The organism is Nonomuraea sp. NPDC003214 (genome assembly GCF_053590035.1).
In genome coordinates, this window is sequence record NZ_JBSFSX010000007.1 from 564,810 (window position 1) to 578,872 (window position 14,063).

Genomic DNA, 14,063 nt, shown 5'->3' on the forward strand with positions numbered 1-14,063 from the left:
TCCCAAAGTCCCCGAGGGGCGGGGTTCCTGGGGGGAGGTCCTCGGGAGGGCGGGTTCTCGGCGGGCGAGGTCCCGTGGGCGGGGCGGGTGGGAAGGGGCCGCCTCCCGAAGTTCCCCGGGGGCGGGGTTCTCGGGGGGAGGTCCTCCGGCGGGCGCGGCCCTCGGAGGACGGGGAGCCCACAAGGCGGGGACCCCAGTGGCGGGGACCCCGGAAGGCCGCGCCCCTCAGATGGCCGTGTCCCCCGGATGGCCGCCTCCCCTGGGGGTGGGGTGGGGCCGCGTAGGGTTGGGGGATGGCGATCGTGGTGACCGGGGCGTCGGGGTTGCTCGGCGGGCCGCTGGTCGAGGCGTTGCGGGCAGGCGGGGAGCGGGTCGTGACGCTGGTGCGGCGGGAGCCGCGCGGGCCCGACGAGGCGCGGTGGGAGCCGCGTGCGGGGGTGCTGGATCCGGCGGTGCTCGACGGGGCGCGGGCGGTGGTGCATCTGGCCGGGGCGCCCATCGCGGACCGGCGGTGGAGCGCGGACTACAAGCGGGAGCTGGTGCGCAGCCGGGTGGACAGCACGCGGCTGCTGGTGGAGGCGATGCGGGGGCTGGAGCGTCCGCCGGCGACGCTGGTGACGGCGTCGGGCGTGGACTTCTACGGCGACACCGGCGACGAGGTGGTCGACGAGAGCCGGGGCAAGGGCGAGGGGTTCCTGGCGGAGCTGTGCGAGCGGTGGGAGCGTGAGGGCCGGGCCGCCGGGGAGTTCGGGGTGCGGGCGGCGCAGTTGCGGACGGGGCTGGTGCTGAGCCGTCGCGGCGGGGCGCTGGGCCGGATGCTGCCGATCTTCCGGGCGGGGCTGGGGGCGCCGCTGGGGTCGGGGAAGCAGTACTGGTCGTGGATATCGGAGGACGACTGGGTCCAGGCGACCATCCATGTGGTGAAAAATCGGGATCTGGTGGGGCCGGTGAACCTCACCTCACCGACGCCGGTCACGAACGCCGAGTTCACCCGCACGCTCGGCCGGGCGGTGCGACGCGCCACGATGCCGATCCCGGTGCCGGGGTTCGCGCTGCGGCTCGGGCTGGGCGAGTTCGCGCAGGAAGGGCTGCTCCCGGGGCACCGGATCGTCCCTGACAAGCTGGTGAACAGCGGTTATGGCTTCGCGCATACGCGCCTCGGCGATGCGCTGCGCGCCGTACTCTAGTGTGCTGTTCGTCCTACGCATCGGGGAGATTCCGACATGACCAGGTCAGGGCAGTCCCACATTCTCGCCATCGGCGGCGGATCGTTCCGCGCCACCGAGCGCCACGGCTTCCTGGAGGCGAGCCCGCTGCTGCGCTACGGGCTCGATCTGACCGGGCAGGACCGGCCCAAGCTGGGCCTGCTCGCGACCGCGGTGGGCGACAGCGCCGATTGGGTGCTGAAGATGTACGGCGCGTTCGCGGGCTGGGACGTCGAGCTGAGCCATCTGACGGTGTTCCCGATGCCCAACGTGGCCGATCCGCGGGCGTGGATGCTGGAACAGGACATGATCTACGTCAGCGGTGGCAGCGTGGCCAACCTGATGGCGTTGTGGCGGCTGCACGGCCTGGACGAGGCGTTCGAGGAGGCGTGGCGGGCCGGGGTGGTGCTGTCGGGGCAGAGCGCGGGCGCCCTGTGCTGGCACGTGGGCGGCAACACCGACTCCTTCGGCCCCGAGCTGCGGGTGTGGGCCGACGGCCTGGGCTTCCTGCCCTACTCGTGCGGCGTGCACTACAACGCCGAGCCGCAGCGCCGCCCGCTGCTGCAGCAGTCGGTGGCCTCGGGCGAGCTGCCGGGCGGCTACGCGGCCGACGAGGGCGTGGCGCTGCACTACGTCGGCACCGAGTTCATCCAGGCGGTGACGACCGATCCTGACGGCTATGCGTACAAGCTGGAGCATGACGGCGCGGGCGGCGTGAAGGAGTTCAGGATCGAACCCCGCCTGCTGACTTCCTGAATTACCCTACAAGGGTGAGGGAACGGCACAATGGACACATGCGCCCCACCCATGGGGTCGATCCCCACGCACTCGCCGTCGTCCGCCTGGGCGTCGACGTCCCGTACGAGCAGGCCTGGTCGCTCCAGCGCTGGGTGCACGGCAAGCGGGCCGCCGGTGAGCTCACCGACACGCTGCTGATGCTGGAGCACGCGCCCGTCTACACGGCGGGCAAGCGGGCCAGGCCGGACGAGCGGCCGTCCGACGGCACCCCGGTGGTCGACGTCGACCGCGGCGGGCGGGTCACCTGGCACGGGCCGGGGCAGCTGGTCGGCTATCCGATCGTGGCCGTCTCCGACGTGACCGACTACGTCTGCCGGCTCGAGGAGACGATGATCCAGATCTGCGCCGACTTCGGGGTGACCGCCCGGCGGGTGCGCGGGCGGGCCGGGGTGTGGGCGGTGGGCGACGCCGGTCTGGGGCTGCCCGACCGGCAGCTCGGCGCGGTGGGCATCCGGGTGTCGCGCGGTGTCGCGATGCATGGTTTCGCGCTCAACTGCGCCAATGATCCGCGGTGGTTCAACCGGATCGTCCCGTGCGGGCTGCCCGACGTGGGCGTCTCCACGCTCTCCGCGGAGACGGGACGGCGGATCGTGGTGGAGGAGGTCATGCCGATCGCCGAGAAGCGCCTGGCCGAGGCGCTCGGGCGGGAGCCGTTCGACCTGCACGAAGAGGATCTTCTCCGCAGATAGTGGCCGATGGGCGACATGCCGCTCTACTATCGCGATGTGAAACGGGTCACAGCGTTCCTCCTCGCCCTGCTCGTGCACGCGCTCACCGTCGCCTTCGTGGTGCTCGGCGGCTGGACGATCGCGGTCAACGCGGAGTTCGCCGTCGCCTGGGTGCTGGGCGGCCTGCTCATCGGCATCGGCTGGATGCTGCGCCCGCGGCTGGGGCGGCTGCCCGGCGACGCCGAGGTGCTCGACCGCGAGTCGGCCGGTGAGCTGTACGGCACGGCCGAGCGGGTGGCGGACCGGATGGGCGTCAGGCGTCCGGCGAGGATCGCGGTCAGGGACATGGCCCCGGCCGCCTCGTACGAGAAGCTGGGGCTTTTCCGGACGCCCGTGCTGGTCGTCGGGCTGCCGTTGTGGATGGCGCTGCCGGCCAGGCAGCGGGTGACGCTGCTGGCGACGGCGTACGCCGGGTCGGCGGCCGGCGACGGCGTGGTGATCGGCGGCGCGCTGTCGACGCTGGCCGAGTGGCGCGGGGCGCTGCTGGGCGCCGCGCCGCTGCAGGCGCGCGAGGACGCCGAGGTCAAGATCACCGTCACGCTGGGCGCGCTCGACGCGCCCACCACCGGCTACCAGGCGGCGGGGCTGCTGGGCCGGTTGATCGGCCGGGTGTTCGGCGCGCCGGTGCTGCTGCTGGAGTACGGCCTGACACGGCTGGCGCGGTCGGGCGACGGGCAGGCGGCCGAGCGCAGGCGGGCGCTGGCCCTGCGGGTGGCGACGGCCGAGGAGCTGGCCGAGCTGGAGGACCTGGTCGCCGGGCACCGCTACCTGGCGCCGATGCAGGCCGCGGTGCTGCGCGGCGAGAACGTGACCGCGATCCGGCAGGGCGCGCTGGCCCGCTTCGGCGCGCGGGCGAGCGAGGTGCCCGGCTCGTCCAACGCCGTCCTGCTGGGCGAGGCCGAGTCCGACCGGATCGACGCCGAGCTGCTGCGCCACTACACGCGGGCGATCCGCAGCTTCGGCCTCATCACCTGAGAGCGACCCTCGATCCGGCTCGGGCGGCCGGAGACGTAAGCTGTGAGGGTGACCGTTGCTCCTGAAGGCCGAAAGCTCCTCCGCCTGGAGGTGCGCAACGCCGAAACCCCTATCGAGCGCAAGCCCCCGTGGATCAAGACCAAGCTGAAGACGGGCCCCGAATACACCGAGCTCAAATCGCTCGTGCGCCGGGAGGGCCTGCACACGGTCTGTGAAGAGGCGGGCTGTCCCAACATCTACGAGTGCTGGGAGGACCGCGAGGCGACCTTCCTCATCGGCGGCGACCAGTGCACGCGCCGCTGCGACTTCTGCCTCATCGACACCGGCAAGCCCACGGAGTACGACCGTGACGAGCCGCGCCGGGTGGCCGAGTCGGTCCAGCAGATGGGCCTGCGCTACGCGACCGTGACGGGCGTGGCCCGCGACGACCTGCCCGACGGCGGCGCCTGGCTCTACGCCGAGACGGCCCGCCAGATCCACACGCTGCTGCCGGGCTGCGGCGTCGAGCTGCTGGTGCCCGACTTCAACGGCAACCGCGACCAGCTGGAGGAGGTCTTCTCCAGCAAGCCCGAGGTGTTCGCGCACAACGTCGAGACCGTGCCGCGCATCTTCAAGCGGATCCGTCCCGGGTTCCGTTACGAGCGGTCGCTGGAGGTGCTCACGATGGCCCGCGAGGCCGGGCTGGTCACCAAGTCCAACCTGATCCTCGGCATGGGCGAGACCCGTGAGGAGATCGTCGAGGCGATGCGCGGCCTGCACGAGGCCGGCACCGACCTGATCACGATCACCCAGTATCTGCGCCCGACCCCGCGCCACCACCCGGTGGACCGCTGGGTCAAGCCGGAGGAGTTCGTCGAGCTGCAGGCCGAGGCCGAGGCGATCGGCTTCGCGGGCGTGCTGTCCGGGCCGCTGGTCCGCTCCTCCTACCGCGCCGGCAAGCTCTACCAGCAGGCGATCGCGGCCCGCCAGACGGCCTGATCGAATCGCTACCATGGGGTGAGCATCCTGAGGGAGGCTCCCCCCATGGCCGTGTTGATCCGTGCCGCCGACGTGCCGGCGGCCGAGCGCCGCGAGGCGTGGCTGAGCGTCGTGTGCGACGCGCTCGGGCCGCTCGACGTGCGTGTCGACGCCGACGCGCCGCTGCGCGGGCAGATCGAGGCGGGGCAGCTCGGGCCGGTGGGCGTCGGCAAGGTGCAGACCTCGACGCCGCACAGCGTGCACCGCACGCCCGGCCTGATCCGCCGCGACAGCCCCGAGCTCTATCGGCTGGTGCTGCCCGTGTCGGGCACCCCGCTGCTGGGCCAGGACGGCAGGCAGGCGCGGCTGCGCCCGGGCGAGTTCGCCCTCTACGACTTCACCCGGCCCTACGAGCTGGTCTACGACTCCGCGGTGCGGCTGGCGGTGTTCAGCTTCCCGCGTGAGCTGCTGCGGTTACCGCCCGGCGCGGCGTCGGTCACGGCGGTGCCGATCGCCTCGGGCGAGGGCGCCGGGGCGCTGGCCGCGCCGCTGCTGCGCCGGGTGGCGCTCGACCTCGACTCCTACCGGCCCGCCAGCGCGGCCCGGCTGGCCGGCGTGGTGATGGACCTGGTCACCACCGCCGTGGCCGAGCGGGTCGAGGAGCTGGGCGCGGTGCCGCACGAGACGCGGCAGGAGGCGCTGCTGGCCCGGGTGCACGCCTTCATCGAGAAGCACCTGGGTGACGCCGGGCTCGATCCGGCGGGCGTGGCGGCGGCGCACCACATCTCGCCGCGCTACCTGCACCGGCTGTTCGAGGCGCGGGAGACCACGGTGGCGGCGTGGATCCGGCACCGGCGGCTCGAACGCTGCCGCGCCGACCTGGCCGACCCGGCGCTGCGCGACACCCCGGTGAGCGTGCTCGCGGCGCGCTGGGGGCTGCCCGACCCGGCGCACTTCAGCCGCCTGTTCCGCAGCGCCTACGGGGTGCCGCCGGCCGCCTACCGGCGCGCCTGCGGGTAGTGCGCTGATCGTCAAGTCCCCGGCGCGCACGTGCAAGACCGGGGCCGGTCCCGGCGAGCAGACTTGAGTCACGAACTCACCGGAAGGACTGGAAGAAATGCAGCTGTTCGTGAACCTCCCCGTCAAGGACCTCGCCCGGTCGAAGGCGTTCTTCACCGAGCTCGGCTTCACGCTGTTCGGCGCCGCCGACGACATGGCCTCCGTCGTCGTCAACGACGAGACGCAGGTGATGCTGCTGGCCGAGCCCACGTTCGCGTCCTACGCGCACCGCGAGGTCGGCGACGCCGCCAAGGCCACCGAGGCGATCCTGGTGCTCGGCGTGGAGAACGAGGCGCGGGTGGACGAGCTGGCCGCCAAGGCCGTCGAGGCCGGCGGCACCGCGCTGGGCGGGGCCCGGCGTGACGCCTTCCGCTACCAGCGCGCCTTCTCCGACCTCGACGGCCACCACTGGGAGGTCCTGTGCCTCGTCCAGCCTTCGTGACCGGGACCTTCACCGTCACCTCGGCCGACGGCACCGCGATCGCCGTCGACCGGCACGGCTCCGGTCCGGCGCTCGTGCTGGTGCACGGGGCGTTCACCGGCCGCGGCCATCCGCTCATGGCGGCGGTGGCCTCGGGGCTGGCGCCGTGGTTCACGGTGTTCGACTACGACCGCCGGGGGCGCGGGGCGAGCGGCGACACGCCTCCTTACTCGGCCGAGCGGGAGATCGACGACCTGGCCGCCGTCGTGGCGGCGGCCGGTGGGCGGGCCATGGTGTTCGGCGGGTCCTCCGGCGCCGCCCTCGCCCTGGAGGCCGCCGTACGCATGCCGCAGATCTCCAAGCTGGCCCTGTGGGAGCCGCCCTACCACGTCGGCGCGGACGCGCCCGGGCTGCCCGCGGACTTCGCCGCCCGGCTCGCCGACCTGGTGGGGCGGGGCAGCCGGGGTGAGGCGGTGGAGCTGTTCATGACGGCCGCCGCCGAGACGCCCGCGGAGACGGTCGCCGCGATGCGGGCCGGCCCGCACTGGGCGGAGCTGGAGGCGCTGGCCCACACGCTGGCCTACGAGGCGGCCGTGATGGGGCCGGGCAACGCGCTCCCTGCGGCCCGCATCGCCGGGCTCGACCGGCCCGCGCTCGTGCTCAACGGCGAGCTCAGCCCCTCGTGGATGGGTGCGGCGGGCCGTGCCGTGGCCGCGTGCGTGCCCGGCGCGGCGCACCGGGTCCTGGAGGGCCAGACGCACAACGTGGCGGCCGGGGCGCTGCTGCCCGAGCTGCTGGAGTTCTTCGTGGCGGCGTGACCCCTGCCGGGTTCCCGTACTTGTCCGGTTCGTTTGTATCCTTCCTTGCATGGCGAAGTCCGAGGACCCAGATAAGCCGGGGCGCATCAAGCAGCTCCGCATGATCGCGCAGATCATCAAGCAGGCCAATCCCAAGGGGATGCCGATCGTCTTCCTCTCGGCGGTGGGCACGCTGGCTGTGGTCGTCGTGATCGGCCTGGTCACGGACTACCTGTGGTATTCCGTGTTCCTGGGCATCCTGGCCGCCTTCACGGTCGGCCTGGTGGTGTTCGGGCAGCTCGCGCAGCGGGCCCAGTATTCGATCCTGCACGGCCAGACCGGCGCGGCCGCCGCGGTGCTGCAGGGCATGCGCGGCAACTGGCAGGTCACCCCCGCCATCGCGGTCAACCGTGACCAGGACCTGATCCACATGGTGGTCGGCTATCCGGGCGTCGTGCTGGTGTCGGAGGGTCCCGGCAACCGGGTGGCCCGGATGCTGGCGGCGGAGAAGAAGCGGGTCGCCCGGGTGGTGCTGGGCGTCGAGATCTACGACGTGCAGTGCGGTGACGGCGAGGGCCAGGTGCCGCTCGGCAAGCTGCAGCGGCACCTGATGAAGCTGCCGCGCAACCTGAAGAAGCCGGCCGTCAACGAGGTCAAGGACCGGCTGCGGTCGCTGCCGAAGAACATGCCGATGCCCAAGGGCCCGATGCCCAAGGGCGCCCGCATGCCGCGCGGCCCCAAGATGCGCTAGTGATCTCACCCTCGTCGCGGGCCAACCGGGGCTGGTGGGACGGCAACGCCGACGACTACCAGCTGGAGCACGGCGACTTCCTGCGCGACGACGGCTTCGTCTGGTGCCCCGAGGGCGTCGACGAGGCCGACGCGCGGCTGCTCGGCGACGTGCGCGGGCGGCGGGTGCTGGAGATCGGCTGCGGGGCGGCGCAGTGCGCCCGCTGGCTGCTGGGCCAGGGGGCGCGGGTGGCGGCGTTCGACCTGTCGCACCGCCAGTTGCGTCACGCCCAGCGCATCGACCTCGACGGCGCTCCCGGCGGCCGGGCGGTGCCGCTGGTGCAGGCCGACGCCGAGGCGCTGCCGTTCGCCGCGGCGAGCTTCGAGCTGGCGTGCTCGGCGTTCGGGGCGCTGCCGTTCGTCGCCGACCCGCTGGCGGTGCTGCGTGAGGTGCGCCGGGTGCTGGTGCCGGGCGGGCGGTTCGTGTTCTCGGTCAGCCATCCGATCCGGTGGGCGTTCCCGGACGATCCGGGCCCGCGCGGGCTGACGTCCGACCGCTCCTACTTCGACCGTTCGCCCTACACCGAGCACGACGAGGACGGCAATCTCAGCTACGTCGAGCACCACCGGACCTTGGGCGACTGGGTGGGCCTCGTCGTCGCCTCGGGGCTGGCCCTCACGGGCCTGCTGGAGCCGGAGTGGCCGGAGGGCCACGAGCGGGTGTGGGGCGGCTGGAGCCCGCTGCGGGGCCGCCACCTGCCGGGCACGGCGATCTTCAGCTGCGCGCGTACCTAGCGGCCATGGCGTGGAAGACCTGGCGGGGCCGCCAGCGGGTCTCGTCGAGCATGCTGACGACGCCGTAGGAGCCGAGGTCGGCGGCGCCGCCGATCCTCGTGTAGCCGGCGAACGTGAACCACATCGCGGTCTCGACGCCCTCCTGCTCGAACACGCCGAGCAGCTCCTCCAGGTAGCGGACCTGCTCGCCCTCGTCGGGCACGGCGTCGCCGGGGACCGCCCAGGCCGAGCCGCCCCGCTCGGCGGCGCCCCGGTAGGGGCAGGTGCCGAACTCGGTGACGACGACCGGTTTGCCGTGCCCGAAGTGGGCGCGCATCTCGTCGCGGAAGGCGTCCGCGTTGTAGGCGGCGCGGTAGGCGTCGACGCCGACCAGGTCGAACGGCGTCCAGTCGACGAACTCCCACGGCCCGGCGGCGTAGGTGAGCCGCCCGCCGAACAGCGGCCTGACCGTCTCGGCCGTCTCGGCGAGGAACGCGTCGAGCCGCGCGACGACGGGCGGGACCGTGGTCGCCCACCATGCGGCGTCGGCCTCGCCCATGGCGGCCATGCGGGCGCCGTAGGTGGCGCCGGGCAGGTAGCCGTGGCCGAAGGCGCTGGTCTCGCAGCCGGTCACCAGGACCACCTCGGCGCCGGTGCGGCGCAGCGCCTCGGCCCGGCGGGCCGACTCGGCGTACAGTTCCAGCGTCTCGCCCGGGTGCAGGTCGACGGGGAAGGGCGCGTAGTAGACCGCCAGCCCGGCCGCGGCGGCCTCCTCGGCGGCGACGGTGAGCCGGGCGGGGTCGGCGCCGGAGACGCGGACCACCGTGCAGTGCAGCTCCTCGGCGATCACGCGCATCTCGCGGCGGGCGGTGTCGCGGTCGAAGCGGACGCGGCTGCGGCCCGGCTCGGGCAGGAACCCGGTGTCGTAGTTGATGCCCTTCTTCACTGCTTGATCCCGTTCTCGAGGAGGTCGAAGGCGAGCTCGACGTCGGCGGCCAGCAGCCGCCGCGCCTCCTCCAGCGGCGTCCCGGCGGCCAGGCGCTGGAAGAACGACTCCTGGAGGGTGGTGAGGGCGGCGGTGATCTGCCCGGCCAGCAGCGGCGCGAGCGCCTCCCCCACGTCGGCGGCCAGCGCGGCGGCCAGCTCGTGACGGCGGCCCAGGTGAGCCTGGTAGACGCCGGCCATGAGCGCGGGGGTCGCGGCGATCACCCGCACCTGGGTGAGCAGGTGGCCGACGTCGATCTCGTCCACCGCGCCGGCCGCCGCCCGCCGGTAGTGCTCGCGCAGCGCGGTCAGCGGCGGCTGCCCCTCGGGCCGCCCGGCGACGACGGCCGCCGTGTCGTCGGCCACGCCGTCGAGGACCAGGCAGTCCTTGGACGGGAAGTAGTTGAACAGCGTCACCTTGGCGACGCCGGCCGCCTCGGCGATCTCGTTGACCGTCACCGCGTCGTAGCCGCGCTCGTCGAACAGCCGCAGCGCCACCTCGGCGAGGTGCCGCCGGGTGCGTTCCTTCTTGAGCTCCCTGAGCCCTGCCATCATCACGACGGCAGCGTAAACCGTACCGGGTACAAATTCAAACCCGGTACAAGTTTTTCGTCGTCACATGCGGACGACCATCGTGTTGGACGCCCGGTCGTGCAGGCCGCGGTGGTCGCGGTCGAAGATCAGCGCCGGGATCGCCAGCGCGAGCAGCGCCGTGCGCGCCAGCACCGGCACCCAGCGCGGGTCGCCGCCGTCCATCGCCGCCACGCGGATGCCCGCCAGCCGGTGGCCGAACGTCTGGCCCATGGCGCCCACCAGCACCAGATACTGCGCGGCGAACACCACGGCGGGCAGCCACGGCGCCTGGGCCGGGTCGGTGCGCAGCAGCAACTGCGTGATCACCCAGGTGCAGATCATCCAGTCGATCACCAGGGCGGCGATCCTGCGGCCCCACCCGGCGATCGCGCCGCTGCCCTCCTCCGGCAGCCCCAGCCGCTCCCCCGGGTAGCCGAGGTCGACTCCGGCGGCGCGCACGCCGCCCAGCCAGGTCTGCGTCCAGCGCGGCTCGTTCCTGCTCATGACTCAAAGGTATCCGGCGGGGCGGGCGCCCTGGATCGTGACCTGCCCGCGCTTCACCGCGCCGCCGTTCACGGCCATCATGTACGCCATGCCGTACGGGGACGACCTAGACGCGCGCTTCAACGAGCTGGTCGCGCAGATCGGCGCGGACGAGCGGCGCCGGATGAGGGCGGCGGCGAGCAAGGCGGCCGGGGAGCCGCACCCGGGCCGCCGCCTGTGGCTGGCCGCCGCGGCCGTGCTCGCGGTGATCGCCGCCGCCGGCCTGGTCGTGGCCTTCCGGCCCGACCTGCTCACCTCCGCTCCCCCGCCCCCGCCGCGCGGCAGCGCCCCCGCGTTCACCGTCCCGCCGTCCGTGAACGGGGCCTCCGACCCCGCGTAACACATGCGAAACAATCGAGACACCGTACGGAAACGGCCTCGTCCTACGGTCGGGCTCATAGCCCGTCCCCAGGGAGGTTCGAGAGTGTTCAACTCCGCCGACGACGTCCTGAAGTTCATCAGGGACGAAGGGGTGCAGTTCGTCGATGTCAGGTTCACCGACCTGCCGGGGACGACGCACCACTTCACCTTCCCGGTCGAGAACTTCGGCGCCAGCGTGTTCACCGACGGCCTGATGTTCGACGGCTCGTCGATCCGGGGCTTCCAGGCCATCCACGAGTCCGACATGCTGCTCCTGCCGGACCCGTCCAGCGCCGTGGTCGACCCGTTCCGCCAGCACAAGACGCTCAACATCAACTTCTTCGTGCACGACCCGCTGACCGGCGAGGCCTACAGCCGCGACCCGCGCAACGTCGCCCGCAAGGCGGAGGAATACCTCAAGGGCACCGGCATCGCCGACACCGTCTACTTCGGGCCGGAGGCGGAGTTCTACATCTTCGACGACGTCCGCTTCGAGACGAAGGCCAACGCCGGCTACTACTACATCGACTCCATCGAAGGCGCCTGGAACACCGGCAAGGCCACCGAGGGCGGCAACCTCGGCTACAAGCCGCGCTACAAGGGCGGCTACTTCCCCGTGCCCCCGATGGACCACTTCACCGACCTGCGCTCGGAGATGGTCCGCAACCTCATCGAGTGCGGCATCGACGTCGAGATGCAGCACCACGAGGTCGGCACGGCGGGCCAGGCGGAGATCGACTTCAAGTTCGGCACGCTGCTGCGGACCGCCGACAACCTGATGCTCTACAAGTACATCATCAAGAGCACCGCCCAGGAGTACGGCCACACCGTCACGTTCATGCCCAAGCCGATCTTCGGCGACAACGGGTCCGGCATGCACTGCCACCAGTCGCTGTGGAAGGACGGCTCGCCGCTGTTCTACGACGAGGTCGGCTACGCCGGGCTCTCCGACACCGCCCGCTACTACATCGGCGGCCTGCTCAAGCACGCGCCGTCGCTGCTGGCGTTCACCAACCCGACGGTCAACTCCTACCACCGCCTGGTCCCCGGCTACGAGGCGCCGGTCAACCTGGTCTACTCGCAGCGCAACCGGTCGGCCTGCGTCCGCATCCCGATCACCGGCTCCAACCCGAAGGCCAAGCGCATCGAGTTCCGGGTGCCCGACCCGTCGTGCAACCCGTACTTCGCGTTCGCCGCCATGCTGATGGCGGGCATCGACGGCATCCGCAACAAGATCGAGCCGCCGGAGCCGGTCGACAAGGACCTGTACGAGCTGCCGCCGGAGGAGGCCCGCCAGGTGCCCCAGGTGCCCGGCTCGCTGACCGACGTGCTCAACGCCCTCGAGGCCGACCACGACTACCTGCTCGAAGGCGGCGTCTTCACGCCCGACCTGATCGAGACGTGGGTGGCCTACAAGCGCGAGAACGAGGTCGACCCGATCCGCCTGCGCCCGCACCCGCACGAGTTCGAGCTCTACTACGACTGCTAGAACGCGCGACAGGACGACCCGGCATCGCATCGCGGCGCCGGGTCGTTCGCGTGTCCGCGCCCCGCATAGCACGAGGCGCCGCTCCTCAGGAGTGGGTTATAGGTGGCGGATGAGGCATGGAACTGTGCATAGACACCCAGAGTAATCAATTGAACACTCATGGTGACAGCACTCCCCATCGGGAAAGGACCCTCCATGCCGACTGCACGCATCGCCGCCGGACAGACCAGCTCCGGCCAGGGCTGGAAAGCCTACGGCGCCAACGGCATCTTCATCGACGTCGACACCACCTCCGCCCACTTCTCCGGCCGCCCCCACTACGTCACGTCCATCTCCGGCCCCGGCGGCAACCAGTGGAACCTGGTCGGCCCCAGCGCCGTCTACTCCCCCACCGCCACCTCGTTCCGCGTCTACGTCCAGTGGAAGGACGGCAGCGCGATCACGCCGGCCACCGCCCAGCAGTACGGCTGGTACATCACCTGGATCGGCTACGACAACCCCTGACACCCGGACCCCCGAGAACGGCCCCCGCACCCCGTGCGGGGGCCGTCCCCTTTGGGCCTGCCGAAGACGCGGCGCGCGGGCCGGCGCGGCGGCGACCGGGGCCCGGGGCCCGGGACCGACGCGCGGACGGCGGGTTCACCCCCGGGGCCCGGATGGCGCCTCAGGTCAGGGGCGCAGGGTTCACGACCACGTGCACTGACCGCGCCTGGCCGAGTGGACGTCGAAGCCGAAGTCCTCGACGAGCTCCCACGGGGAGACTTCGCGGCGCTCGCCGTTGTAGTCCGGCTCCGCGTAGAAGCACCACGGGTCCGTGTCCTGGCTCACCGCCCGGACGACGGGCGGGACGATGGAGGGCTGGTCCACCATGAAGAATTTCAGCTCGCCCTCCGCGGTCTGGGCGCAGACCACCCCGATGATCTTCGGGCAGGGAATCGGCGCGGCGGCCTGGGCTGCGGCGGCAGGCAGGGCCAGACCGGCGGCGGCGGTCGCCGTGGCCAGCAGCAGCCCGGCGGCTTTGCGGAGGCGGGTCGTCATGGGGGACTCCTTTGCTGTGTGTCGGCATGCCTGCGGAGGCAGACACCTCACTCAACAACGGAGAGTAGCGATCAGACAACACAGAGTTACATGACTCTGACGTTCCTGCTCCGTGACGCGCAGGGCACGCGGAGACGCTCGCACGCCGGGGTTCCGCCGTCGACGCGGCGGAACCCCGGACGCCGCCGCTACGGCGCGGTGATCTCGTTCACCAGGCGGGAGCTCCACGGGCACCAGACGAGGCCGGGCAGGAACGCGCCACCCGCCTCGTCCAGGTGGTCCTCGACGTACGGGATGCTGGCGTCGCACACCTCGATGGCCACGTCGAAGAAGTCGACGGTCTCGGGGCGGAAGTGGTAGCTCCAGCGGGGGTTGTAGGAGGCGGTGCGCTTGTCGATCCGGCCAAGGAGGTGCGGCCGCTCGTCGGTCGCGCCGCTCAGCAGGTCGCGGGCGTGCTGGATGTCGGCGGGGTCGGTGAGCTGGACGACGAACTGCTGACGGGTGATGTCGGTCATCGTGAAGTACGCCGGCGCGGCCTGGAGCGCGGTGGCCGGAGCCGCCGCGGTGAGGACGGCGAGCGCTGCGGTGGCGGACATGACGCCGATCTTGCGGGTGATGCTGGGCATGGGTGCC

The 14,063-nt window shown here is 72.2% G+C and carries 18 protein-coding genes; 13 read left to right on the forward strand and 5 right to left on the reverse strand.

Features of this window, described 5'->3' with window-relative positions:
* The first annotated feature begins 293 nt into the window (after positions 1-293).
* The 10 genes from ACWDXC_RS24670 to ACWDXC_RS24715 all read left to right on the forward strand — a co-directional run bounded on the left by ACWDXC_RS24670 (position 294) and on the right by ACWDXC_RS24715 (position 8,464).
* Entirely contained in the window at positions 294-1,187 is an 894-nt protein-coding gene (locus ACWDXC_RS24670; protein WP_219516370.1) for a TIGR01777 family oxidoreductase, read from the forward strand.
* Between the two features lie 36 nt (positions 1,188-1,223).
* Positions 1,224-1,961: a Type 1 glutamine amidotransferase-like domain-containing protein gene (locus tag ACWDXC_RS24675; RefSeq protein WP_219516385.1), complete on the forward strand. Its 738-nt coding sequence runs from the start codon at positions 1,224-1,226 to the stop codon at positions 1,959-1,961.
* 38 nt (positions 1,962-1,999) lie between these two features.
* Positions 2,000-2,692, forward strand: a complete 693-nt coding sequence (gene lipB / locus ACWDXC_RS24680; RefSeq protein WP_219516404.1) for a lipoyl(octanoyl) transferase LipB — start codon at positions 2,000-2,002, stop codon at positions 2,690-2,692.
* Between the two features lie 36 nt (positions 2,693-2,728).
* Entirely contained in the window at positions 2,729-3,706 is a 978-nt protein-coding gene (locus ACWDXC_RS24685) for a hypothetical protein (protein ID WP_449985739.1), read from the forward strand.
* Positions 3,707-3,754: 48 nt separating this feature from the next.
* Positions 3,755-4,684, forward strand: coding sequence for a lipoyl synthase (gene lipA, locus ACWDXC_RS24690; RefSeq protein ID WP_449985742.1), 930 nt, complete (start codon positions 3,755-3,757; stop codon positions 4,682-4,684).
* A gap of 45 nt (positions 4,685-4,729) precedes the next feature.
* Positions 4,730-5,683, forward strand: a complete 954-nt coding sequence (locus ACWDXC_RS24695) for an AraC-like ligand-binding domain-containing protein (protein WP_219516427.1) — start codon at positions 4,730-4,732, stop codon at positions 5,681-5,683.
* Between the two features lie 97 nt (positions 5,684-5,780).
* Entirely contained in the window at positions 5,781-6,164 is a 384-nt protein-coding gene (locus ACWDXC_RS24700; protein WP_449985745.1) for a VOC family protein, read from the forward strand.
* Positions 6,143-6,961 carry an alpha/beta fold hydrolase gene (locus tag ACWDXC_RS24705; RefSeq protein ID WP_449985747.1) on the forward strand — a complete coding sequence of 273 codons (819 nt, stop codon included), beginning with the start codon at positions 6,143-6,145 and terminating at the stop codon, positions 6,959-6,961. The genes ACWDXC_RS24700 and ACWDXC_RS24705 overlap by 22 nt, the downstream gene beginning before the upstream one ends.
* 49 nt (positions 6,962-7,010) lie before the next feature.
* A complete protein-coding gene (locus ACWDXC_RS24710) occupies positions 7,011-7,691 on the forward strand; it encodes a DUF4191 domain-containing protein (protein ID WP_449985749.1) in 681 nt (226 codons plus the stop codon).
* Complete coding sequence (locus ACWDXC_RS24715) at positions 7,691-8,464, forward strand: class I SAM-dependent methyltransferase (protein ID WP_449985751.1); 774 nt, start codon at positions 7,691-7,693, stop codon at positions 8,462-8,464. The genes ACWDXC_RS24710 and ACWDXC_RS24715 overlap by 1 nt, the downstream gene beginning before the upstream one ends.
* On the opposite strand, the gene ACWDXC_RS24720 is transcribed toward ACWDXC_RS24715, so the two are convergent.
* Genes ACWDXC_RS24720 through ACWDXC_RS24730 form a run of 3 tightly spaced genes read right to left on the reverse strand, consistent with a single transcriptional unit; the run spans position 8,445 to position 10,504 of the window.
* On the reverse strand, positions 8,445-9,389 hold the full coding sequence (locus ACWDXC_RS24720) for a hypothetical protein (RefSeq protein WP_449985754.1): 945 nt from the start codon (positions 9,387-9,389) through the stop codon (positions 8,445-8,447). The two genes, ACWDXC_RS24715 and ACWDXC_RS24720, sit on opposite strands and share 20 nt — an antisense overlap.
* Positions 9,386-9,982 carry a TetR/AcrR family transcriptional regulator gene (locus ACWDXC_RS24725; protein ID WP_449985824.1) on the reverse strand — a complete coding sequence of 199 codons (597 nt, stop codon included), beginning with the start codon at positions 9,980-9,982 and terminating at the stop codon, positions 9,386-9,388. The genes ACWDXC_RS24720 and ACWDXC_RS24725 overlap by 4 nt, the downstream gene beginning before the upstream one ends.
* A gap of 60 nt (positions 9,983-10,042) precedes the next feature.
* Positions 10,043-10,504, reverse strand: coding sequence for an RDD family protein (locus ACWDXC_RS24730; RefSeq protein ID WP_219516452.1), 462 nt, complete (start codon positions 10,502-10,504; stop codon positions 10,043-10,045).
* On the opposite strand from ACWDXC_RS24730, the gene ACWDXC_RS24735 reads away from it, so the two are divergent.
* The 3 genes from ACWDXC_RS24735 (at position 10,503) to ACWDXC_RS24745 (ending at position 12,896) form a co-directional block, all read left to right on the forward strand.
* Entirely contained in the window at positions 10,503-10,883 is a 381-nt protein-coding gene (locus tag ACWDXC_RS24735; protein WP_219516462.1) for a hypothetical protein, read from the forward strand. The genes ACWDXC_RS24730 and ACWDXC_RS24735 overlap by 2 nt on opposite strands.
* Positions 10,884-10,967: 84 nt before the next feature.
* Complete coding sequence (gene glnA / locus ACWDXC_RS24740) at positions 10,968-12,392, forward strand: type I glutamate--ammonia ligase (protein ID WP_219516471.1); 1,425 nt, start codon at positions 10,968-10,970, stop codon at positions 12,390-12,392.
* Positions 12,393-12,587: 195 nt separating this feature from the next.
* Complete coding sequence (locus tag ACWDXC_RS24745) at positions 12,588-12,896, forward strand: hypothetical protein (RefSeq protein ID WP_449985758.1); 309 nt, start codon at positions 12,588-12,590, stop codon at positions 12,894-12,896.
* Positions 12,897-13,076: 180 nt separating this feature from the next.
* On the opposite strand, the gene ACWDXC_RS24750 is transcribed toward ACWDXC_RS24745, so the two are convergent.
* Entirely contained in the window at positions 13,077-13,430 is a 354-nt protein-coding gene (locus ACWDXC_RS24750) for a hypothetical protein (protein ID WP_449985761.1), read from the reverse strand.
* A 188-nt stretch (positions 13,431-13,618) separates the two neighbouring features.
* Complete coding sequence (locus ACWDXC_RS24755) at positions 13,619-14,056, reverse strand: BP74-related protein (protein WP_449985764.1); 438 nt, start codon at positions 14,054-14,056, stop codon at positions 13,619-13,621.
* Between the last annotated feature and the right edge of the window lie 7 nt (positions 14,057-14,063).

Coding starts and splice junctions, on each gene's coding strand:
- ACWDXC_RS24750 (WP_449985761.1), bottom strand. CDS start 13,430: ATGACGACCCGCCTCCGCAAAGCCGCCGGGCTGCTGCTGGCCACGGCG.
- ACWDXC_RS24695 (WP_219516427.1), top strand. CDS start 4,730: ATGGCCGTGTTGATCCGTGCCGCCGACGTGCCGGCGGCCGAGCGCCGC.
- ACWDXC_RS24730 (WP_219516452.1), bottom strand. CDS start 10,504: ATGAGCAGGAACGAGCCGCGCTGGACGCAGACCTGGCTGGGCGGCGTG.
- ACWDXC_RS24670 (WP_219516370.1), top strand. CDS start 294: ATGGCGATCGTGGTGACCGGGGCGTCGGGGTTGCTCGGCGGGCCGCTG.
- ACWDXC_RS24725 (WP_449985824.1), bottom strand. CDS start 9,982: ATGATGGCAGGGCTCAGGGAGCTCAAGAAGGAACGCACCCGGCGGCAC.
- ACWDXC_RS24755 (WP_449985764.1), bottom strand. CDS start 14,056: ATGCCCAGCATCACCCGCAAGATCGGCGTCATGTCCGCCACCGCAGCG.
- ACWDXC_RS24745 (WP_449985758.1), top strand. CDS start 12,588: ATGCCGACTGCACGCATCGCCGCCGGACAGACCAGCTCCGGCCAGGGC.
- ACWDXC_RS24735 (WP_219516462.1), top strand. CDS start 10,503: ATGACTCAAAGGTATCCGGCGGGGCGGGCGCCCTGGATCGTGACCTGC.
- lipB (WP_219516404.1), top strand. CDS start 2,000: ATGCGCCCCACCCATGGGGTCGATCCCCACGCACTCGCCGTCGTCCGC.
- ACWDXC_RS24675 (WP_219516385.1), top strand. CDS start 1,224: ATGACCAGGTCAGGGCAGTCCCACATTCTCGCCATCGGCGGCGGATCG.
- ACWDXC_RS24710 (WP_449985749.1), top strand. CDS start 7,011: ATGGCGAAGTCCGAGGACCCAGATAAGCCGGGGCGCATCAAGCAGCTC.
- ACWDXC_RS24700 (WP_449985745.1), top strand. CDS start 5,781: ATGCAGCTGTTCGTGAACCTCCCCGTCAAGGACCTCGCCCGGTCGAAG.